19 protein-coding genes and 1 pseudogene are annotated in these 20,713 nt (G+C 63.7%); 6 read left to right on the top strand and 14 right to left on the bottom strand.

Annotation, left to right across the window (positions count from 1 at the left end; all coding sequences use genetic code 11):
• Positions 1-77: 77 nt before the first annotated feature.
• Positions 78-395, top strand: a complete 318-nt coding sequence (locus P6U27_RS23560; RefSeq protein WP_181956122.1) for a hypothetical protein — start codon at positions 78-80, stop codon at positions 393-395.
• Between the two features lie 186 nt (positions 396-581).
• Here the strand turns inward: P6U27_RS23560 and arsC are convergent, their stop codons facing one another.
• The 4 genes from arsC to P6U27_RS23540 all read right to left on the bottom strand — a co-directional run bounded on the left by arsC (position 582) and on the right by P6U27_RS23540 (position 2,618).
• The gene (arsC, locus tag P6U27_RS23555; RefSeq protein ID WP_122404131.1) at positions 582-992 is read right to left on the bottom strand and encodes an arsenate reductase (glutaredoxin); all 411 of its coding nucleotides are present in this window, start codon (positions 990-992) and stop codon (positions 582-584) included.
• Positions 989-1,690 (bottom strand): MIP/aquaporin family protein, encoded by a 702-nt coding sequence (locus tag P6U27_RS23550; protein WP_122404130.1) that lies wholly within the window; start codon positions 1,688-1,690, stop codon positions 989-991. The genes arsC and P6U27_RS23550 overlap by 4 nt, the downstream gene beginning before the upstream one ends.
• On the bottom strand, positions 1,690-2,049 hold the full coding sequence (locus P6U27_RS23545; RefSeq protein ID WP_122404129.1) for a helix-turn-helix transcriptional regulator: 360 nt from the start codon (positions 2,047-2,049) through the stop codon (positions 1,690-1,692). Before P6U27_RS23545 ends, P6U27_RS23550 begins: the two co-directional genes overlap by 1 nt.
• A gap of 164 nt (positions 2,050-2,213) precedes the next feature.
• A complete protein-coding gene (locus P6U27_RS23540; protein WP_209294333.1) occupies positions 2,214-2,618 on the bottom strand; it encodes a GFA family protein in 405 nt (134 codons plus the stop codon).
• Between the two features lie 426 nt (positions 2,619-3,044).
• Between P6U27_RS23540 and P6U27_RS23535 the strand changes: the two genes are divergently transcribed.
• The gene (locus P6U27_RS23535) at positions 3,045-4,646 is read left to right on the top strand and encodes a hypothetical protein (RefSeq protein ID WP_122404127.1); all 1,602 of its coding nucleotides are present in this window, start codon (positions 3,045-3,047) and stop codon (positions 4,644-4,646) included.
• Positions 4,647-4,668: 22 nt separating this feature from the next.
• A complete protein-coding gene (locus P6U27_RS23530) occupies positions 4,669-5,235 on the top strand; it encodes a hypothetical protein (RefSeq protein WP_122404126.1) in 567 nt (188 codons plus the stop codon).
• Positions 5,236-5,343: 108 nt separating this feature from the next.
• Here the strand turns inward: P6U27_RS23530 and P6U27_RS23525 are convergent, their stop codons facing one another.
• Together P6U27_RS23525 and P6U27_RS23520 are read right to left on the bottom strand one after the other, a co-directional pair.
• Positions 5,344-5,850 (bottom strand): hypothetical protein, encoded by a 507-nt coding sequence (locus tag P6U27_RS23525; RefSeq protein ID WP_209294332.1) that lies wholly within the window; start codon positions 5,848-5,850, stop codon positions 5,344-5,346.
• 110 nt (positions 5,851-5,960) lie between these two features.
• Complete coding sequence (locus tag P6U27_RS23520) at positions 5,961-6,539, bottom strand: MFS transporter (RefSeq protein WP_283810996.1); 579 nt, start codon at positions 6,537-6,539, stop codon at positions 5,961-5,963.
• A gap of 516 nt (positions 6,540-7,055) precedes the next feature.
• Between P6U27_RS23520 and P6U27_RS23515 the strand changes: the two genes are divergently transcribed.
• A complete protein-coding gene (locus P6U27_RS23515; protein WP_160118840.1) occupies positions 7,056-8,363 on the top strand; it encodes an MATE family efflux transporter in 1,308 nt (435 codons plus the stop codon).
• Positions 8,364-8,958: 595 nt separating this feature from the next.
• Here P6U27_RS23515 and P6U27_RS23510 read toward each other — a convergent pair.
• The 3 genes from P6U27_RS23510 to P6U27_RS23500 are packed head-to-tail and all read right to left on the bottom strand — an operon-like array spanning position 8,959 to position 12,407.
• A complete protein-coding gene (locus P6U27_RS23510; protein WP_122404121.1) occupies positions 8,959-9,543 on the bottom strand; it encodes a DUF1254 domain-containing protein in 585 nt (194 codons plus the stop codon).
• Positions 9,540-10,118 carry a DUF1214 domain-containing protein gene (locus P6U27_RS23505; protein ID WP_122404120.1) on the bottom strand — a complete coding sequence of 193 codons (579 nt, stop codon included), beginning with the start codon at positions 10,116-10,118 and terminating at the stop codon, positions 9,540-9,542. The genes P6U27_RS23510 and P6U27_RS23505 overlap by 4 nt, the downstream gene beginning before the upstream one ends.
• 9 nt (positions 10,119-10,127) lie before the next feature.
• On the bottom strand, positions 10,128-12,407 hold the full coding sequence (locus P6U27_RS23500; RefSeq protein WP_122404119.1) for a transglycosylase domain-containing protein: 2,280 nt from the start codon (positions 12,405-12,407) through the stop codon (positions 10,128-10,130).
• 292 nt (positions 12,408-12,699) lie between these two features.
• On the opposite strand from P6U27_RS23500, the gene P6U27_RS23495 reads away from it, so the two are divergent.
• Together P6U27_RS23495 and P6U27_RS23490 are read left to right on the top strand one after the other, a co-directional pair.
• Positions 12,700-13,215 (top strand): YcgN family cysteine cluster protein, encoded by a 516-nt coding sequence (locus tag P6U27_RS23495; RefSeq protein WP_122404118.1) that lies wholly within the window; start codon positions 12,700-12,702, stop codon positions 13,213-13,215.
• Positions 13,216-13,370: 155 nt separating this feature from the next.
• Positions 13,371-14,951 carry an MDR family MFS transporter gene (locus tag P6U27_RS23490; protein ID WP_122404117.1) on the top strand — a complete coding sequence of 527 codons (1,581 nt, stop codon included), beginning with the start codon at positions 13,371-13,373 and terminating at the stop codon, positions 14,949-14,951.
• A gap of 3 nt (positions 14,952-14,954) precedes the next feature.
• Here P6U27_RS23490 and P6U27_RS23485 read toward each other — a convergent pair whose 3' ends face one another.
• The 5 genes and pseudogenes from P6U27_RS23485 to P6U27_RS23465 all read right to left on the bottom strand — a co-directional run bounded on the left by P6U27_RS23485 (position 14,955) and on the right by P6U27_RS23465 (position 20,665).
• Positions 14,955-17,450 carry a GAF domain-containing protein gene (locus tag P6U27_RS23485; protein ID WP_209294330.1) on the bottom strand — a complete coding sequence of 832 codons (2,496 nt, stop codon included), beginning with the start codon at positions 17,448-17,450 and terminating at the stop codon, positions 14,955-14,957.
• 108 nt (positions 17,451-17,558) lie between these two features.
• Positions 17,559-19,391, bottom strand: a complete 1,833-nt coding sequence (locus P6U27_RS23480) for a thiamine pyrophosphate-requiring protein (RefSeq protein ID WP_283809895.1) — start codon at positions 19,389-19,391, stop codon at positions 17,559-17,561.
• A gap of 54 nt (positions 19,392-19,445) precedes the next feature.
• The gene (locus tag P6U27_RS23475; RefSeq protein ID WP_312016147.1) at positions 19,446-19,901 is read right to left on the bottom strand and encodes a hypothetical protein; all 456 of its coding nucleotides are present in this window, start codon (positions 19,899-19,901) and stop codon (positions 19,446-19,448) included.
• Between the two features lie 59 nt (positions 19,902-19,960).
• Positions 19,961-20,336: pseudogene (locus tag P6U27_RS23470) on the bottom strand (thymidine phosphorylase); the annotation flags it as partial.
• 164 nt (positions 20,337-20,500) lie between these two features.
• Positions 20,501-20,665, bottom strand: coding sequence for a Flp family type IVb pilin (locus P6U27_RS23465; protein ID WP_122404114.1), 165 nt, complete (start codon positions 20,663-20,665; stop codon positions 20,501-20,503).
• Positions 20,666-20,713 lie beyond the last annotated feature (48 nt).

Genomic DNA, 20,713 nt, shown 5'->3' with positions numbered 1-20,713 from the left:
CGTGCAGCGCCAGGGGTTGCGATCGCTTCTGAACTCGGGTGCTGGTCTGACCCTTTCGTCGAACCGAGGAGGAAACCATGCGCGTTCTTGCAATGACAACGGCAGTTCTGCTGTCCTGTACTGTTGGTCCTTCGCTTGCCGCCGAATTGGAGAAGGCCCCGGCTCAGCCAGGTCCGGCCGCCGCTCCGGTGCTGCCGGATCAAACGCCACGGCAGGCCGAGCAGACCCGGGGGCAGGACAAGAGAGATGCCGAAGACGTCCAGATTGGCCGTGACTGGAAAGCGCAAGGTGGCAACGAAGCCGAGCACATGGGGCGAGCTGAGCCGTCCGGGCAGGATCATCAAACAGTGGGTCGAGATTGGCGGACTCATCCTGACGATCGTGAGCGGCAGTGAGTCGATAGCCGTCCCGCACAATCGCAGGCGCTCGCTGTGGTGCGGACAAGTTCAAGGATCCATTCGTTGGATCAGAGCGGAGCGCGCATCCATTTGACCATCATGATGGTTCGAAGGTGCAATTCCGAAACATTCGCATCAAGTCGGTGGTGCCGGGGTGGTCGACCTGCCTGTCCCGAAAGTCGCTTAGTTTCGTCCGCGCGGTTCGACCACTTCGCCGTCTTCCTTGACGAAGCGGCCGACAGGATTGTCCAGGAGATCGATCACGGCTTCCGACGGCCGGCACAAGCGCGTGCCCTTCGGCGTCACCACGATCGGACGGTTGATGAGAATGGGATGGGCGACCATGAAATCGAGCAGTTGGTCGTCCGTCCATTTTGGGTCATCCAGGCCGAGCTCCTTATAGGGTGTCCCTTTCTCACGCAGCAGCGCGCGGACCGGAATGCCCATTGTCGCGATCAGCTCCTTGAGCTTGTCCCGCGACGGCGGCGTCTTGAGATATTCGACGACGACGGGCTCGGTGCCGCTCTGCCGGATCATCGCCAGCGTGTTGCGTGAGGTGCCGCAGGCGTGGTTGTGATAAATGGTGACGGTCATCGGGTTGTCTCCGTGATTGCGACTGAGGCGGACGCGCGTGAGCGTCCGAGCAGCCAGTTCATCAGCAGCATGCCGGCGAAGGCGCCGCACAGCTCGGCAAGGATGAAGCCGGGCAGGTCGGCGGGACGGATGCCGGAGAACGTGTTTGTCAGCGACCTCGCAATGGCCACGGCCGGATTGGCGAACGAGGTGGAGGCCGTGAACCAATAGGCCGCGGTGATATAGAGGCCCACCAGCCAAGGCACTGCCGTCCGCTGAAACCGGATGCCGGCCAGGATCGTCGCAACCAGCCCGAAGGCGGCCACCGCTTCGGCGAACCATTGCGGCCTTCCGGTTCGAATTTTCGTCGAGAGGTCGAGCAGGGGCAGGGCGAACATCAGATGCGCCGCCACCGTCCCCGCGATGCCGCCGGCGATTTGCGCGATGACATAGAGCGCAGCCTCGTTCGCCGGCAGCTCGCGCTTGCCGGTGAAGACCAGTGTCACGGCGGGATTGAAGTGTGCGCCTGAGACCGGGCCGAGCACCGTGATCAGGACAACCAGAATGGCGCCGGTCGGCAAGCTATTGCAGAGCAGGGCAAGGGCGACGTCCTTGGTCAGCGTTTCCGCCATGATGCCGGAGCCGACCACGGTGGCGACGAGAATGCCCGTGCCGAGCGCTTCGGCGGCGAGGCGCCGCGAGAGAGCGAAATTGTCCATCAGCGGGCTCGCCCTCTGGGTTTCGGTGAGCAGCACGATTGCAGGGTCTCGACGACAGGCTCGCAAACTTCCGGCCGGCCGCCGCAGCAATCGCGCAGCAGGAAGACGGCAACATCACGAAATTCGCCGAGACTGGCGCGATAGATGATCGAGCGGCTGTGCCGCTCCGAAGACACGAGGCGGGCGCGGCTCAGTATCGACAAATGCGCCGACAGCGTGTTTTGCGGGACTTCCAGCAGGCGCGCGAGGTCGCCGGCCGCAAGACCTTCAGGCTCGTGTCTGACCAGCGTCCGGAACGCCTCCAGACGGGTGGGTTGGGACAGCGCGGCGAGTGCCAGGACAGCTTTCTCTATTTCCATATATCTGGAGTTACGGAACTATGGGCGCCGCGTCAACCGGAGATCCGGTCCGGCCATTCATGCGCTTTATCGGTTCGCAGCCGATCGGCTCAGAACCCTGCGCGGCGCCACGAGCCTTGCCAATCCCGGGAAGACCGCAAAAGAGCCGGCGTCATCTTCGGCCGCTACGGTTGCGGAGGAAAGCGGTCGAATGCCGGCAGTTCGTGCGCCCGCTTCATCCAGCGCAGCCGCTCGGCGACCTGGATCTGCATCGTCACAGGCACGGCCTCGGGATCATCGTAAGTCGCGCTCTGGATGTCGACGATACCAGGCATGCTGGCGTTGAAATAGAACAGGCCGGTTCCGCAGTCGGCGCAAAAGTGCCGCCGGACATGTTCCGAAGACCGGTACACCTTCGGCTCGCCCTTCGTCACCTTGACGGCACCCTCCGCGTACATCGTCCAGCCGACGACTGGGGCGCCGGCGTGGAGCCGGCAATCGCGGCAGTGGCACAGCGCGTGGACCATCGCGTCGCCCTGGACCTCATAACGGATTGCGCCGCAGTGACAGCCGCCGGTGATGGTGCTCATGCGTACCTCCGATTCAAGATCGGTTTTTCAAATCGATAGCTCACGACATTTGCGACTGCAACGCGGCGAGTGATTTGCGATTGCGTCCATCTGTCGCCTGACAGCTCCTGCCATCGGAGCCACCCAGACCGCGGGAAATGCAGGGAGGCGCCGCAGTTCCGCGCGCCCGAGCTTGAATGAGTCCCGACGACGCGCTGTGCCGCACGGCTGCGTTTCGGCCAATGCCGGTCAGGATACGATTTCGCACACGGGCGGATGGAGCCTGACAGGCGTGCTTCCCTAACGCTCCTATTGACTCGCATCGCGAATGAGCAAATCCTTCCAACACGCAATTGTCATCGCCCATTTCAGCACGACGAACTTCGGCGCTTCGGCCTTTGTCGGCGCCATCCGACCAAATTATTCTGAACAGAAACGGAGGGGCCCATGCGCGCGCTCGCCTTGAGAACCGTCTCTCTTCTCGCCATCGCGACCCTGGGCTCGATCTCCGCCACACCTGCGGCACGCGCGGAGGACGGGACCGACCAGCAGTTTGGCAAGGTCCACTTCCAGACCTCCTGCAACGAGGTGGCGCAGCGCCGCTTTGACCGCGGGATGCGCTATCAGCACTCGTTCTGGTACCGGCCCGCGAAAGAGATTTTCGAGGAGACATTGCAGGCCGATCCCGACTGCGCGATCGCCTATTGGGGCATTGCCCTGAGCCTGCTGTACAACCCGCATTTTCCCGCCCCGAAGGAAAACCTCGCCGAGGGCCTCGCGGCGCTGCAGAAGGCCAAGGCACTCGGCGCCAAGAGCGAACGCGAACGTGACTATATCGACGCGCTGCTGGCGTTCTATTCGGGCGACGAAAAGACGACGTTTGGCCAGCGCGCGCAGGCCTATCTCAAGGCAACCGAAGCCGTCGCCGCGCGCTACCCCGACGATGACGAGGCGCAGATCGCCTACGCCATCACGCTGAATGTCACGGCCTCACCAAACGACAAGACCTATGCCAACCAGCTCAAGGGCGCGGCCATCCTGGAGCCGATCTTCAAGCGGCAGCCACGGCACCCCGGCGTCGCCCATTATCTGATCCACCTCTACGACTATCCGGCGATTGCCGAGAAAGGCCTCGACGCCGCCAAGCGGTATTCCGAGATCGCGCCGGCGGCGCCGCACGCTTTGCATATGCCGTCGCACATCTTCACGCGCGTCGGCTACTGGAACGAATCCATCGAGGCCAATAGCCGTTCCGCCAAGGCTGCCAAGGAGGGCAAGGATCCCAGCGAGCAGCTGCATGCCGACGACTATATGGTCTACGCCCTGCTCCAGCTTGCGCAGGACAGCCGAGCCCGCGACGTCATCGCGGACATGGTTGCGACCACGGGCTATGCACCTTCCGTGCGCGCCGGTCCCTACGCGATAGCGGCCAGCCAGGCGCGCTATATGGTCGAGCGCGGTGATTGGCAGGGCGCCGCCGCGCTGAAGGTCGAGCCGAGCCGATTTGCCTATGTCGATGCGATCACCTGTTTCGCCCGCGCCCTTGGCGCCGCGCGCTCCGGCAATGCAGACGCAGCAACGGCTGATATCGCCAAGCTGGCGGAGCTGCGCGACAAGCTGCAGCAGGACAAGGACGCCTATTGGGCCGAGATCGTCGACATTCAGCGGCAGGTCGCCACGGCCTGGCAGCTCAATGCCCAAGGGAAACAGGCGGAGGCGTTGGAAGCGATGCGCCTTGCCGCCGATGCCGAAGACAAGACCGAAAAATCCATCGTGACGCCGGGACCGCTTGCCCCGGCACGCGAGCTTTACGGAACCATGCTGCTCGAGCGCGGCATGGCGACAGAAGCATTGGCCGCGTTCGAAAGCACCATGCGCAAGGAGCCGAACCGCTTCGGCGCGACGATCGGCGCCGCTCGCGCCGCCGAGAAGGCGGGTGATGCGGTGAAGGCACGCCAGTACTACGCGAAAGTCGTCGACATGGCGCGCAATGGCGACTCCTCGCGGGAGGACCTCGCGGCGGCGCGAAAGTTCATGGCTCAGAATTAGTAGAAGTGCCGCGACAGCTGCCATGCGCCTGACAAGCAAATTTATTGCGATCAGCGCAGCCGCCGCACTGCTCTGCGCAGCCGCTGCGTTCTGGATATCGCGATCCGGCGAACCGGCCCGCACAACAGCGGCGTCCGGCGATGTCCGCCCGGTGTGGACGGAAACCGACTGGCCTTTCGCCGCAGATCCCTGGGGGAAAGGAAAGGCGTTCCGCTGCAAGGCCGAGGATTGCGGCGGCGAGGTCCAGCTCTACGTTCGCGCCAAGCTCGGCTTCTGCAATTGCGCCACCGGCATCGCCGACGATGGCGACCTCGAGCAAATGGGCGACCTGGCGCTGATCGGCAAGGCAACGCCAATCGCTGCCGGCCGAGAGATCGTCGTCGGTGCGATGCGCGGCCGCAGCCGGGCTTATCGCATCGAGGGACATCGCAATGCCGCGCTCTCACTCGCCTTCAATCAGCGCTGCGACATGGTGGCCGCGACGGCCTTGGTTGGACAGGGCGCGCCCGCGTCACTGGAGCCGGCGGTGCTGGCGTTCCTCAATAGCGACCGCATGTTGAAATGGGCCGAGATCGCGCTTGGGTTATGACGCAAGGCAATTCGGCTTCCGTCGCCCCGAGAACCGCATTCTGATCGAGCTGCCACGACTACGCCTGGGACAAGCCCAAGCGTACGTTGAGACTGCAATTCGCAGAAACTACTGTCGTGCCGCGCCGCTGGCCCCGGGGATTTGCCCCCCGAACTTTGACGGGCCGGTGCCGCTGACGCTCGTCGGCCCGCCGGCCGTCCCATTCGGGTCGGTTCTGGCGGCGGTCCGGCCGGGGCCGTGCATCATGTTCATCGAATTGAACCACCCGTGGTGGTGATGGCGTTTGGCGCTATGGGCCGAGGCATAGCCGGTCGAGCAGGCCAGTAAGATCGCCAAAGTAAGCGTTGCTGTTTTCATCTGTGTTTCCTCTCCAGTTGAGGAAACGGCGTGGGCAAGCGACTTGTTCCAAGCTGGTGCCGCGCCGCTTTCGCCAAGGAATCGGCACCATCCACACCCACGACAGTATCGACTGCGCAAAGCGAGATCTCTGCGAATGGATATTTCGAATGAGGCCGTGATCCGGCGACGGTCGATGCCATCCTGCGTGAGTTGGACGGGGTCGATGTGCTCGTCAACAACGCCGACTTCGGCTTCTACGGTCCAGACCGTATTCATGTGACATAAGGGCGTCCTCGGATGTGTTTGATCGACAGCCGAGGGTCTCACGCCGGAAATGATACGCAGCAGATCGCAGACCATTAGCCGACCTCCACAAGCCGGCTCCGCTAGCTTTCCGGAAGGCGCGGTGGAAGCAAAATCACGGCTGCCAGCGTTCCCAATGCGCACGCCAAGCCAGTGCCCACGAAGGGCCAGAAGTATGCCACAGCTCGATCCGAGGAACTCAGTAGCGCTCCAAACGCCGCGATACCGACGGCAAAGCCCGCTTGTCGCATGACGATGGTCACCGCCGATGCCATGCCGGCTTGCTCACTAGGAACCAAGGCAACGACGACACCGGACAACTGAGGATGTGCCAGGGCGGCGCCGAGTCCGACGACAATCATAGCCAATATCACTGGCCATTGATTTGGGGTGCCGTTGGCTGTCAGCGCCGCAACGAAACCTGCGCTCCCGATGGTCATGATCGCGAGAGCCAATGTGAAATACCATCGCCATCCGAGCGCGGGTACAATTCTGCCCCCGAGCGGTGGCACGAACAACATTGGCAAGGTTGCCGCCAACATGACGATGCCGCCCGTGTCGGCGCTCACGCCAAGGGACGCGCTGAGAAACGGCGGCAGGTAGACGAGCATGGCCCAGTACCCGATCGAAACCGCGGCGAGAAGCACAGCAATCCCAACCATCGCGGGACGCAAAAGACGACTGGGTCGAAGATGGGCTGCGCACGCCTTCTTTGTTGAAGCGCGAAGACGAAAAATAGCACGAGTGCAATGCCACAGCCGACCACGAGCGTCATCCTTGCAGTCCGACCGTAGAGAAGAGCCTCTATCAGCACGAAGAGGGCAGCTGTCAGGATGATCATCCCGACGAAGTCGAGCGGACGAGGTGAAGGCTCCTTTGCTTCGCCAACAAGATGGGGGATGCCCCAGGCAACTAAGACGCAAGCCGGAATATTCGCCAGGAATATCCAACGCCACCCGAGCCAGGACGAGACAATGCCGCCGAGCGTGGGGCCCAATGGAGGGGCTCGTTACTGTTGCGGCGCTTGACCATAGCCGGTGTGAAGGGCTCATCTATGCGGCAACTGGGACGTGTAGATGATGGGGAAGTGGCAGACTATGACTGCTGGGCTTGCATTGATACAGACTAATCCTAAGCGGGAAGCCGATAGAAGGATCTGGCGTGTTGCTGGGCCTGCCATGCTGGCCAACATATCGGGCGCTTTAGTCGGAATCGTCGATATCTGGGCGATCGGTCACCTTGGCAGTGAAGCTCCGTTGGCGGGCCTGGCAGTCGGCACGTTCTTTATGATCAACCTCTATGTGTTGTTCAGCTTCCTCTATATGAGCACCGTTGGTTTTGTGGCCCAATCCTTTGGATTCGGTCGGCGTCGGCAGATTATCGAAGTTACAATGCGCTCCCTCGTCATGGCCGCTGGATTGGGGCTCCTGGTAGCTCTTCTATCTCCCGTACTTCGGGAACTGACCGTGCGTGTCTGGAATCCGTCGCCGGAAGCAGCCGAAGCTGCCAGTACCTATCTCGGAATTCGGATGCTGAGCGCGCCTGCAATCTTCATGAGCATGTCAATTGAAGGCTTTCTGATCGGTACTCAACGGGCGCGAATTTCATTGGGCCTCGATCTTATCCTGAATGCTCTAAATACCTTGCTTACTGTGACTTTTGTCGTCGGGCTGGGATGGGGGGTTGCTGGTGCGGCTACCGGTAACTTGATTGCCGAATGGGGCGCCGCAGCGGCAGGGGTTGCGTGGTTGGTGCGGCTAATTCGTCCCGCCCGTTCGGCAGCCACCGTTCGGCGCGCCGGGTTCTGGCACCTGGCGCATTTCCGCGAGCAAGCGACAGTCAACACTTTCCTTTTTATGCGAACTTTGTGCGTCCAGATCGTGTTTGCGATGATGTCAGTTTGTGGCGCACGCTTGGGTGATGAGGTGTTGGCCGCGAACCACGTTTTGCTCCAACTGGTCTTTGTGGCCACGCTAGCGATCGTTGGGATGAGCAGCGCGACCCAAACCTTGATCGGCGAGGCCACGGGGGCCGGCGACCGTGCTCTCTTTTATTTCTGGTCGGCGCGAACGGCGTTCTGGTCTTTTGTGGTCGCGATGGCCATGACGCTTGTCTACGGTATCGGTGGAGGAGCGATCGTGGCAGCATTTACCAACGTCGAGGGGGTGCTTGCCGCGGCTGAGCGGCAGCTCCACCTCGTCGCTTTGTGGCCAGTGCTAGCGGTGTGGAGCTATCAATTTGACGGGATATTCATCGGGGCAACTTCCGCTAAGCCAATGCTTTGGGGGGCAGCCGCAGGAGCCTTAGTTTTTGTCGTTCTGCAACGGTTGCTCGTAGGTCCGTTAGGCAACGAAGGTTTGTGGATCGCTTTCATCCTGTTTTTCATCACCCGCGGAGTCGTGTTAGTCGCCTGCTACAGAGGCTTAGGTCAAAAGATAGGGCAACCACGAGCTCGCGAGAATGACGTGTCGCGTGTCGCATTCTAGAGTCGGAGAACGGTATCAAGGGCCTGAGGCTACTCCTGGCTCTACCGCAGTTGCAATGACATTCACTGTCCGCTTTCCGCAAAGATACCGATCGGACTGGCTTGGCACGATGAAGCATGCCCCCATGCGGTTAGAGCAGGGAGGCTTGCCGCGTCTACTCGGAAAGGCGAGTTCAATCGCTTCTCGTTCGGTCTACCACCACGAAGATTACGCCATTCAAGTGATGACTGAGAAAGACATCTGCGTAGCTAGAAGCGACTTAGTCGCTTCGAAGCGACAAACAATCTGAAGGAAACAGAGCGCAAATGGAGCGAACTAACGAGCATCGCAACGCTCCTTCACATTATGACCTGCTGCTGACTATGCTCCGTGCTCCCAAATGAAAACACCCGCGACGGATTGCTCCGCGCGGGTGTGACGAACTCTCGATGATGCCAGTATGCCCCTGTTTTGCCCGACGAGTCAAAGGGAGCGTACACGTCCGTCCGGTGGCTTCGTCATCGCCGACCGAAGAACGTAATGATTTCAATGCCCCCGCTACTGTGCATGGGGTTGTTTTCGCAGTTTTTGTCTTGCACTGCCGATATGGCAGCGCTCAACGGCGGCCGCGCGGCGTCTCGGCCTTGGCCGGCGGCTCGGTCTGCGGCGCGCAGGTCGCAGCTGCAAGCGTTGCTTGCGCCTGCTGCATCAGGCTGGGCTCCGGGGCGAGTGCCTTCATCAGGATCAGGCCGGTGGTGCTGGGAGAGTCGATGATCAGGCGGTCGGCTGCGGTGACCTCTTCGTCCTCGGGCAGCTCGTTGTGCTGCGCTTCCGTCATCAGGTCGAGCTCGATCACCTTCTTGCCGGCCGAGCGGTCGTTGATGGCGTAGTAGGCGATCTCGTTACGGGTGTAGAACGACACCGAGGTGTAGGCCTGGCTCACCGGCACGGTGAGCTTGATCGGCCCGCCCGAGAGGTCATAGCGGCAGATCGCCAGCGCAAAGGCCGGGTCCATGAACGGCATCGGCGAATTGTTGGGGTCGGCGAGGGGAAGCTGGGTGACGGCGTTCACCTTCGTCATCGGCGTCAGCCGCGAATAGGCATCCTGCGTGGCGATCCGCGGCAGCGCCAGCACGCTGACGAGATGGACCACGAGGCCCAGCACCACGCCGGCGATGATGGTGAACGCGAGCCGGATCATGAGCAGCCCACCGTGGTGATGCTCGGCATCGGCGCATCGCGCTGGGTGCGCGTCGCAACGCCGACCGGCGTGTCGTAGAGGCGCAGCATCAGCGCGTAGCGCTCGATGCCGCCGGTCGGCAGCCAGTTGCCGGCGCGCGAGCGCGAGGCGATGCGGATCTCGAACGAGCCGTCGGAGGAGCGCACGATCTCCTGGCTGGTGAAGCCGTAGCGGGCAAGCGAGTTGGCGACGAGATGGCCCTTGCGGTCGTACAGCGTCAGCGTCCAGAACCGCGCCGGCGGCGTCACGCCGGAGACGACGACGTCACAGCGGCCGTCGAGCGCCTTCTTCTGGTCGTCGGTGGTGGCGGTGAAGGCGACGCCGTCGCCGGTGCCGATCGGCAGCTCGCCGTTGCGAACGATGGTGGCACGCGAATAGGGGTCGACGTCGGCAGTGCCGGTGCGCGGCCGCGCCGTCCAGGCGCCGATGGTCAGTGCGCCGATCTCGGTGCCGCGCGTCGTCGTCATCCAGGTCGCACCCAAGCCGACCACCGTCGCGAGGAGAAGCGCCGTCAATGTGATCAGGATCAGCCGCACGGGTTTCGATCAGTTCTTGCGCGGAGCGGATGCGTTGGCATTCTCTTCCGCATAATTCTGCGGGAAGGCGAGCGCGCTCGTCGACGAGGCCGGCTTGCTGTCATTTGCCGTCGATTTGTTCGCAGTCTTGGCCGCATCATCAAGCAGCTTCTCGACGCGCACAAGGATGTCGGCGCCGCGCTTGGTCAGTACCGGCGGCGGGCCGGGCTTGGTCTCCAGCACCTTCGGCGCCGCATTGGCTTGCGCGTTGCTCACAGGCTGCGGCGGCAGCTTCTGACCCATGCCGATGCCGGGGATCTCCCGGACCTCGACGCCCTGATGCGCGGCGACCATGATGTCGTGCCAGGTCTGCGCCGGCAGCGAGCCACCGGTCATGCGGTTGGTCGGCGAATAGTCGTCGTTGCCGTACCACACCGCGCAGGTGAAATTGCCGGTGTAGCCGACGAACCAGGCGTCGCGATACGCATTGGTGGTGCCGGTCTTGCCCGCAGTCGGAATGCCGTCGAGCGCCGCGCGTCGCGCGGTGCCTTCGCTGACGACGTGGCTCATCATGCCCGCCATGTCGGCGGCGATGTTCGGCGGAATCGCCTGCTTCGGCTTCGGGCCGTCGCGATCCCACCGCCAGACGAGATCGCCGGCGCCGGTACGCACCTCCAGCACTGTATGCGGCGTCACCGCCTTGCCGCGGTTCGGGAAGGTCGCGTAGGCGACGGCATGCTCGAGCACGGTGACTTCGTCCGAGCCGATCGGCAGCGACGGCGTGTCGGGCAACGGCGCCTTGATGCCGAAGCGGCGGGCGACTTCGACGATCTTGGCGCGGCCGACCTTGGCCGGGTTCGGCGCCTTCGGCTGCTCCCGCCGGCCGATCTCGATCGACAGCTTCACCGGTACGACATTGATCGAGCGCGTGATCGCCTGCGTCAGCGTCACCGAGCCGGAATAGGAATGGCCATAGTTCTGCGGGCACCAATTGCCGATGCAGACCGGGCCGTCGACCACGATCGAGTTGGGCGTGAAGCCGTTCAAGAGCGCCGTGGTGTAGACGTAAGGCTTGAACGACGAGCCGGGCTGGCGATAGGCGTCGGTGGCGCGGTTGAACTGGCTGGCGCCATAGTCGCGGCCGCCGACCATGGCGCGGATGCCGCCATCGAGGTCGGCGACGACGGTCGCCGCTTGCGTTGCGTGATAATCGCGGCCGAACTGGCGCAGCTGGTTCTCGATCGCGTCTTCGGCGGCCTTCTGCACGTTGGTGTCAATCGCGGTGCGGACCACGAAGACGCGCTCGGTGTAGGACTTCGGGAAGGTGTCGACCAGCTTGCGCATCTCGTCGAAGGCATAGTCGAGATAATAGTTCGGCGATGCCTCGTCGCGGCGGTCGACGGCGAAGGCCGGGTTGCGGCGGGCGCCGAACACCTGGCCCTCGGTCATGAAGCCGGCATCGACGAGGTTGTCGAGCACGACGTTGGCGCGGGCGCGGGCGGCGGGCAGGTTGATGTGCGGGGCGTATTTCGTCGGCGCCTTGAACAGGCCGGCGAGCATCGCCGCTTCCGCCAGCGTGACGTCGCGCGCCGACTTGTTGAAGTAGAAATGCGCCGCGCCGTCGACGCCGAAGGTGCCGCCGCCCATATAGGCGCGGTCGAGATAAAGCTTGAGGATCTCGTTCTTGGTCAGGCGCCATTCCAGCCAGACCGCGAGGAAGGCTTCGTTGACCTTGCGCTCGATGGTGCGCTCGTTGCTCAGGAACAGGTTCTTGGCGAGCTGCTGGGTGATCGAGGAGCCGCCCTGGCGCACGCCGCCGGCCTGGGCGTTGGTGACGAGCGCGCGCGCGGTGCCGGCGATGTCGATGCCGAAATGCTCGTAGAAGCGGCGGTCCTCGGTCGCCAGCGTCGCCTTGATCAGAACGTCGGGGAAATCTTCCAGCGGGATCGAGTCGTTGTGCTTGATGCCGCGGCTGCCGATCGGGCTGCCGTAGCGGTCGAGGAACGTCACCGCGAGGTCGGACTTCTTCAGCCAGTCCTCGTCCGCGGTCTCGCGGAAGGCGGGAATGGCGAGGGTGAGCATCACGACCAGGCCGCCGAGCCCGAGGGTTGCCGCCTCAGACAGCGGCTCGATGAACACCCAGCGCTTCCAGCGCCCGACATAGAAGCGGTCCATGAAGGTCGAGTAGCGCTCGTAGAGCTCGCGGATGCCCTTGGCCGAGGAAAACAGCGAGGAGTCGATGCGCGCATCGAGGTCGAGGAAGAAATTCCGGACCCTCTGCTTCCAATGCGGTGGTATGATCTGGCGCACCTAGAACCCTTGAGGCTTGCTTCGAAAGCGTTCAAGCACCCGGCCGGGGCGGCATCGAGACGTCTTGCGGGAATGTTGCGGCAAACCCAAGGCGCCCGGCCAGCATCCGAGGGACTTGCTTTTTCTTCTAGCCGAGCGGGGCCTATAAACCAATGGTCACGCTCGGGATTTTGAACAACAGGTCCAATTGACCCCGGTTCTTTACGGGCTTCAAAGGGGCCTCGCTTGCACCCTTGCCGCCGCGCGCCCTAGATGGGGTTGCCGTAGCTCTTTCGAATTGTTGTTGAGGCGTATGACCGCAGCTCCCAAACGACCTTCCGGCCAGGAAGGATTCTTCTGGAAAACCAAGACGTTGGAAGAGATGTCTGGGGACGAATGGGAGAGCCTGTGCGACGGCTGCGGTCGCTGCTGCCTGAACAAGCTCGAGGACGAGGACACCGGGCATATCTATTTCACCCATATCGGCTGCAAGCTGCTCGATGGTGCCAGCTGCGCCTGCAAGGACTATCCGAATCGTTCCGACAAGGTTCCGGACTGCGTCCGCCTGACCCCGGCCAATGTCCGCACCCTGAACTGGCTGCCGCCGAGCTGCGGCTACAAGCTCGTCGCGGAGGGGCGCGACCTCTATTGGTGGCATCCGCTGGTGTCGGGCGATCCCAACACCGTGCATGAAGCCGGCGTCTCCGTGCGCGGCCGGGTGGAGGGCAGCGAGGAAGAGGTCCCGGACGAGGAGCTCGAGGACCACATCGTGCAATGGCCGGCGACCTTGCCGAAACGGGCCCGCCTGAAGCGACGCCCGAAGGACTGATCCGCCGCGCGATCGGATCACGTCTTCGGGATGGCCCCGGGGCGGGATGCACCCATGCGCCGCGGTGCCTGCCTGGGAAAAGCTTTGCTGTCTACATTGCGCTGCATAGAACGATTCCTTCGCGGCGTTGCGCCGCCACATGACGTCCGATCGAGATGAACAAGTTCGAACGGCAGAGCGCTGCCGACGTCCAAACGTTGCCTGAGGACATCGCCGAAGAGCTGTCCCGCCTTCCCAGCGAAGTGTTGAGCGTCGATGATGCGCCGTCCATCGCGCCGCCGGTGCCGCTGTCACGGGACGAGGTCCGCACCATCGTCATCAGCTTGATGCTGACCATGTTTCTGGCAGCGCTGGACCAGACCATCGTGGCGACTGCGCTGCCGACCATCGGACGCCAGTTTCAGGACGTCTCCAATCTTTCCTGGGTGATCACCGCCTATCTGCTCGCCTCGACTGCGGTCGCGCCGGTGTTCGGCACACTGAGCGACATCTACGGCCGCCGCGTCATGATCATCATCTCGCTCAGCCTGTTCGTCGCGGGCTCGGTGCTGTGCGCGATCGCGCCGAACATGCCGATGCTGATCCTGGCGCGCGGGCTTCAGGGCCTCGGCGGTGGCGGCATCATGCCGGTAGTGCAGACCGTGATCTCCGACGTCGTCAGCCCGCGCGAGCGCGGGCAATACCAAGCCTATTTCTCCAGCGTCTGGATGGTCGGCGGCATCCTCGGCCCGGTCATCGGCGGCGTCTTCGCCGAGCATCTGCACTGGTCGATGATTTTCTGGATCAACCTGCCGCTTGCGGCCGCCGCGCTCGCTCTGCTGCTGCCCAAGATGAGCAAGATCCCGGTGTTCCACCGCAAGCGCAAGGTCGACTGGCTCGGCGGGGTTCTGCTGATGGCTGCCGCCGTCGTCTTCATGCTGGTGCTGACCTGGGGCGGTACGCGCTATGCCTGGCTATCACCGATCGTGCTTGCGATGGTGGGCGCCGCCGTCGCGCTCGCGATGACATTCGTGTGGCACGCCCGGCGCGCCGACGAGCCGTTTCTGCCGCTGCCGTTGCTGACAGGATCGGTGGCGCCTTTCGCGCTGACGGCCGGCGGCTGCGGGTTGGGGGCGATCACCGGCCTCACCGTGCAGCTGCCGCTCTATTACGAGCAGGTCTATCATCTCACCGCCAGCGAGGCGGGGCTTGCCCTGATTCCGCTCGCGGCGGTCTCGACCTGCGGCGCGGCGATTGCCGGCCGCACCATGGCGCGGGCCAAGCACTACAAGCGCGTCGCCATCGTCGGCACGTCCTGGGCTGCGCTGTGCGGATTCGGGCTCACGGTCACCACCTTGCCGCTCTGGGGCCTGCTGTTGCTGATGGCCGCGTTCGCGCTTGGGCTCGGCACGACCTTCCCGGTGTGCGTGGTCTCGTTGCAGAATTCGGTCGCGCGTCCGCAAGTCGGCACCATTACCGGTGCGATGAACTTCTTCCGCTCGCTGATGTCCTCGTTCACGGTCGCCGCGTTCGCAGCGATCCTGCTCATCGCACTCGGTACCGACCTCCCGCTCGCCGGCGAGCATCACGCCGCGGGCGCCGTCGCGATACCCGCCGACGACATGCGGCACGCTTTCCGCTACGTGTTCGGCGCCGCCACCGCGCTGATGACCACCGCTGCGCTGTGCCTGATCGCGATGGAGGAGCGGCCGCTGGCCGGGCCCTCGGTCCAGCAATCCGTCGAGATGGCCGAGTAAGTCTCAGCGGCTTGCGCCCGGGAAGCTGCTCTTCCGCGGCAGCCGGATCGTGAACTCTGTAAACGCGCCGGGCTCCGTCGCGACGTCGATCGTGCCGCCGTGCTGCTTCACGACGATGTCGTGGCTCATCGACAGCCCGAGCCCGGTGCCTTCGCCGGCCGGCTTGGTGGTGAAGAACGGATTGAACATCTTCTCCTTCACCTCGTCCGGAATGCCGGTACCGTTGTCGCGGATGGTGATCTCGATGTGATCGCCGCGATCTCGCGTCGCGGCGATTACCGTCGGCTCGTAGTCGGCGGCCACATCCGCCTTGCGCCTGGTGACCGCGTGGAAGCCGTTCGAGATCAGGTTCAGCAGCACGCGGGTGATCTCCTGCGGAAACACTTCGGCGTGTCCCGCCGCAGGATCGAGCTCGCGCTTCAGCGTCACGTGGAATCCCGGCTTCTCGGCGCGTGCGCCATGATAGGCGAGGTTGAGGCTCTCCTCGACCAGCGCGTTGATGTCGCTCAGCCCATGCTCGCCGCCGCCTTCGCGCGAATGCAGCAGCATGTTCTTGACGATGGAATCGGCGCGGCGGCCGTGCTGCACGACCTTCTGCAGATTGTCCTTCAGAAGCCCCGTCAGCTCGTCGACCTCCGCGCGGAGATCGCCTGCGAGGGGGACCGGCGCGAGCACCTCGTTCAGCTCCGCAGTCAGCTCGGCGGAGAGCGATGCGAAATTATTGACGAAGTTGAGCGGGTTCTTGATCTCATGGGCAATGCCGGCAGTGAGCTGGCCGAGCGAGGCCAGCTTCTCGGTCTGAATCAGCCGGTCTTGTGCTGCGCGCAGATCATCGAGCGATTTGGCAAGCTCGCTGGTGCGGTCCTGCACCTCGTTGAACAGGCGGGTGTTCTCGACCGCGATCACGGCCTGGTCGGCAAAGGTCTTGAGCAGGTTGATCGCCTTGTCGGGGAAATGCCCGGGCTCCCGCCGCGTGACGGCGATGGTGCCGATCGTGACGCCGTCGCGCAGCATCGGCACCACCAGGATGCTGCGATAGCCACGCGTCCGTGCCAGCTCCTTCATGGCCTCGGTGAGATCAGGCTCGTTCTGCATGTCGCTGCGGAAGGCATACTCGCCGCTCCGCGCCACCCGGCTGTGAATGCCTGACGAAGATAGCGGCGTCGGGAAGGAGCTGAGCAGATCGGCATTGCCGGCTTCGTTGTCGGTGGTGAAGGCGGCCAGATGCAGCATACCGTCAATGACGCGAGTGACGGTAGAGGAGTGCCCGCCGATCAGCGCCTTGGCGCTGTCGGAGATGGCCTGGAACACCGGCGTGACATCCGACGGTGAGGCCGCGATCACCTTGAGGATGTCGGCGGTCGCGGTCTGACGTTCCAGTGCCTCCCTGGTCGCGTTGAACAGGCTGACATTCTTGATCGCGATCACGGCCTGGTCCGCGAAGGTCTGCAGCAGCCGCACGTGATGCTCGGCGAACGCGCCGGTCGCGCGGCGCGTGGCGATGATGATGCCGATGGCCTCGCCCTCGCTCATGAGCGGCGTGAACAGCATGCTGCGATAGCCTCGGGCACGCGCGATGTCGCGCGCGGCCGGCTCGAGCTCGGTGTCGGGAAGTTGCGCGGCGGCGCCATTGGCCACGAGCTGGTAGGGCGGGAACTGTGTGAACGGCACCGGGAAGGAAGCCTGGAGCACGCGATCGCCGGCCGGATCGGTCGGCGTGAATGCCGCAAGGTGCGCGGCACCGTCGGTATAGCGCAGCACCGCGGTGGAGAAGCCGCCGATCAGCCGGTTGGCATTGGTGGCGATGGCATCGAACACCGGCTGCACGTCGGACGGGGAGGCCGCCATCACCTTCAGGATCTCCGCAGTGGCGATCTGGCGTTCGAGCGTTTCCTTGGTCTCGTTGAACAGTCGCGCATTCTCGATCGCGATCACGGCCTGGTCGGCGAAGGTCTGGAGGAGTTGTACGAGGTCGGCCGCGAACGCGCCCGGCTCGGCGCGCGTGACGCTGATCATGCCGACCGGCGTGCCCCGGTTCATCAGCGGCATGAACAGCACGCTGCGGAAGCCGCGCAGCCGCGCCAGCTCCCGGTTCAGCTCCGGGACGTCAGCGGCCTCGCTGTCGGGAAACTGGATCGTCTCGCCGCCACGCACCAGCGCAAAGGTCGGGAAGTCCGCGATCTTGCGCGGGAACGACGCCTTGAGCCTTTCGTCCGCCTCCGCGTTGGTCGGCGTGAACGCCACGAGATGCAGCTCGTCGGCGATGAATTGAAGCACGGTGGCGGAGAAGCCGCCGAGCAGGCGCTTCGAGCTGGACGCAATCGCCGCAAAGACCGGCCGGGCGTCGGAGGGCGACGCCGCGATGGTGCGCAAAATCTCGGCGCTTGCGCTCTGGCGATCGCGTGCAATCGCAAGCTCACTGCGCAGCTGCGCATTCTCGGCTGCGGCCGACTGCAATCGGCGCTCGAGTTCCTCGATTTCGTTCGAAGGGGTGGTCATTCCTCATCCGGCTTGATGCCGCGACATGCGCGGCACCGGGCCGGATTATCACATCTTCTGTGGCTGGAGCCAGCGCCAGTGGTCTTGCCATTGGGGGCCCTGCCGACCTCACGTCCCCGGCCGTGACACCTCGGTCTCCTTGCTGGTGATGAACTCCAGTAGCACCGGCACGCCTTCCCTTGTCTTCTGGATACCCCGCTTGATGGCGGGCACGATGTCCTCTGGCCTCTCCACCCGCTCGCCATAGCCGCCGAAGGCGCGTGCCATCGCGGCGTAGTCGCCGGAAATGTCGGTCGAGCGATACTTTTCGGTCGAGACCGGCATCACCTTCAACTCGATCGCCATCGAGAAATTGTTGAGCAGGATCGACATGATCGGGATGCGTTCGCGCACCGCGGTCTCGAAATCCATGCCGGTGAAGCCAATCGCCGCATCGCCCCAGACGTTGATGCAGAGCTTGTCGGGTCTTGCCAGCTTGGCGCCCATCGCCAGCCCAAGGCCATAACCGAGCTGCGTCGTCTTGCCCCAGCCGAGATAGGTGAGGGGCTCGACCGCCTTCCAGAACGGCGAGAGCTGGTCGCGCGGGCTGCCGGCGTCATGCGTGATGATGGTGTTGTGGATGTCGACGGTGTGCTGCAAGTCCCAGAGTACGCGATAGGGGCTGAGCGGCACGTCGTTGCTGGCCAGCTTCGGCATCCATTTCGCCAGCCACTCCTTGTGCGAGGCCGCGATCTCGGCCGCGACCGCCGAGGCATCGCGATCCGCGGTGACGGTCTTGCCGATCTCCTCCAGCAGCGCGTCGAGCACGAGCCCGGCGTCGCCGACGAGGCCGATCTTGGCTTCCACATCCTTGTTGAGATGATTGGGATCGAGCGTGGAATGGATGATGGTCTTGCCCTTCGGCATCGCGACGCCGAAATTGGTCTCGGTGAAGGAGCAGCCGATGCCGAAGATGACGTCGGCCTCGCTCAGAAACTTCGGCACTGCCCGCGGCACGGCGAGCCCACCCGAGCCGAGCGAGAGCGGATGCGTTTCCGGAAACGATGATTTTCCGCCGAGGCTGGTGGTGACGGGGATCGCCAGCCGCTCGGCGAGCCGTTTCAGCTGCGGCCAGGCCTGCGCGTAGTGCACGCCCTGGCCGGCATAGATCACCGGCCGCTTTGCATTCACGAGCAGGCCTGCTGCTTCCTTGACGTGAACAGGATCGGCGCCGTAGCGGGTGCGCAGCACCGGCGTGTAGTTCAGCGGCTCCGGCACTTCCTCGTTCCACATGTCCGAGGGAATTTCGACGATGACCGGCCCGCCGCGTCCGTTCTTCAGTTTCGTGAAGGCCCGGCGGAAAATGTTGGCGACCTCAGTCGCGAGGATGATCGGCTCGGACGATTTCGCAAACGGCTTCATCGCCTCGCTGGAATTGAAGTTCGGCTCGATATGCGACAGCCTGCGCTGATAGCCCATCGGCAGCACCAGCACGGGCACGGATTCGCCGAAGCACTGCGCGACGCCGCCCATCGCATTCTCGGCGCCCGGCCCATGCTGCATGCAGAACGCGCCGATGCTGCGCCCCGACGTCACCCGCGAGATCGCATCCGCCATGTGAATGCCGACGCGCTCCTGCCGCACCATCACGGGGCGGATCTCGGCCTTGGCCGCATGCTCGATGAGATGGTTGACCGGATAGCCGCAGAGGATCTCGATCCCCTCGCGCCTCATGATTTCCGCAATGGCGGTGCCGAGCTTCATGGCGTCTCTCCCTGGCAAGGCCGGTTGATCCGGCCGATTGCAGGAGAGAGGATCAGGAAATGTTGGAGCGGTAAAGCGCGTGCAGCTAGCGCTGCGGTAGGGCTGCCATGCAACAAGTTGCCGAATCCCGGGGGAGCGCAGCCCAATCTCGGACGATGTTATCCGCGGAGCAGCTCGCCGGAGTTCGCTGCGGTCCATTCCGTTAAGAGCTTGCCATTTGCCGATCGGCTTCGATCATGCCCGACAAACGTCTTATTTGCAGTTGCGGCAGATCGTCAGCTTGCGTTTCAAGGCGTCATCTTCCTCATCGACTGATGACTGCCCCGTGACCCCACTTGTGCCCAGATTGGGTTTGGAGCCCTTTGCTGTGCGCGCCCTCACGGGCGGCGCCACCTGCTTTGGGGTGTCATTGTCGTCGAGGGTCCCTACGCTGAAGCCATCGTAGTCGGCGGCTGCATTTGGCGTCGTCGGAAACCCGCCGATCACCGGTGTCGAAGCCTCTCTGCCCGACGTCGCCGGCGGAACTCTGGAATGTGTGGCGCTTGCGCCTGGCGGCGATGCGGGCGGAGCAAGGGAAACCGGCGGCGTGACCGTAGTCTGTCCTCTGGCGCTGTCGTGCGGCCAGGCGACAAACATGAGGCCGAGAGCCAAGAGCATCACGTTTCTCATCCGCATCCTTAGCAGCGTTGGTTGATCGATTGACAGCATGGCTCGTCGAGCCCGCTCCGCTGAAGAATATCAGCACTCAGAGGACCGTCAAAGCGCCGCAGCCTGGGGCACAGGCGGATGCCGGCGCCCTTCTCGAGCGACGCGCCGGCGATGCGGGCGAGACGGTTCAGACGCAGGCAGTCGATTGCGGATCATGCGCCGCCCTGACGTTGAAACTGAGCGGTCCCAGCTCGTTGCTGCAGGTCGAGGGCCCCTGGGCGTCGATGATCTTCTGCATCTGCTTCAGCGCCGCGCCGCTGTCGAGCAGGTCTCGCGCCCGGGCATGGCCGGCGCCGCCCTATCGTTGCCGAGCACTGCCATTACGTCGTTGGCCTCGAGGATCGGCCCGATGCCGTCGCCGATCGGCTGGCTTCCGTCGGCTATGATCACCGCGACCGCGCGGCCGAAGCGGTCGCCGACGAATTCGAACAGCTTAAGTTGGGAGTGCGGGAAGGTCTGGATGCATGGACAGGCCGGCAGGAGGGAGTCGGGCCTCCATGCTTAGACCTCGCCGTCCTGATGCTGTTGACCCAGATCATGGCCCTCGGCCGGCGGACATGGCGAGCGCGGCGCGTCGTTAGGCGGGACTGGGCCAGCCGCTATTTGATAGCCGAGTTGACCAGGTTGAACTTGCTGTTCAATAGCGCGCCGCCGGTGTTGTTCACGGCGACCACGATTGCCAGTGCGATCCCGGCGGCGATCAGACTGTACTCGATGGCGGTGGCGCCATTCTCATCTGCAAGGAAAGACCTGAGCAAACGCATTGCCAACTCCTGTTCATCCGATCGAACGGATGGCCGCCTCGTCAGCGA

It is taken from the genome of Bradyrhizobium sp. STM 3566 (assembly GCF_045571445.1).
Lineage (GTDB): Bacteria > Pseudomonadota > Alphaproteobacteria > Rhizobiales > Xanthobacteraceae > Bradyrhizobium > Bradyrhizobium vignae.
The sequence above is the reverse complement of the archived record's forward strand: the minus strand, read 5'-3'. Positions and strand labels throughout refer to the sequence as shown.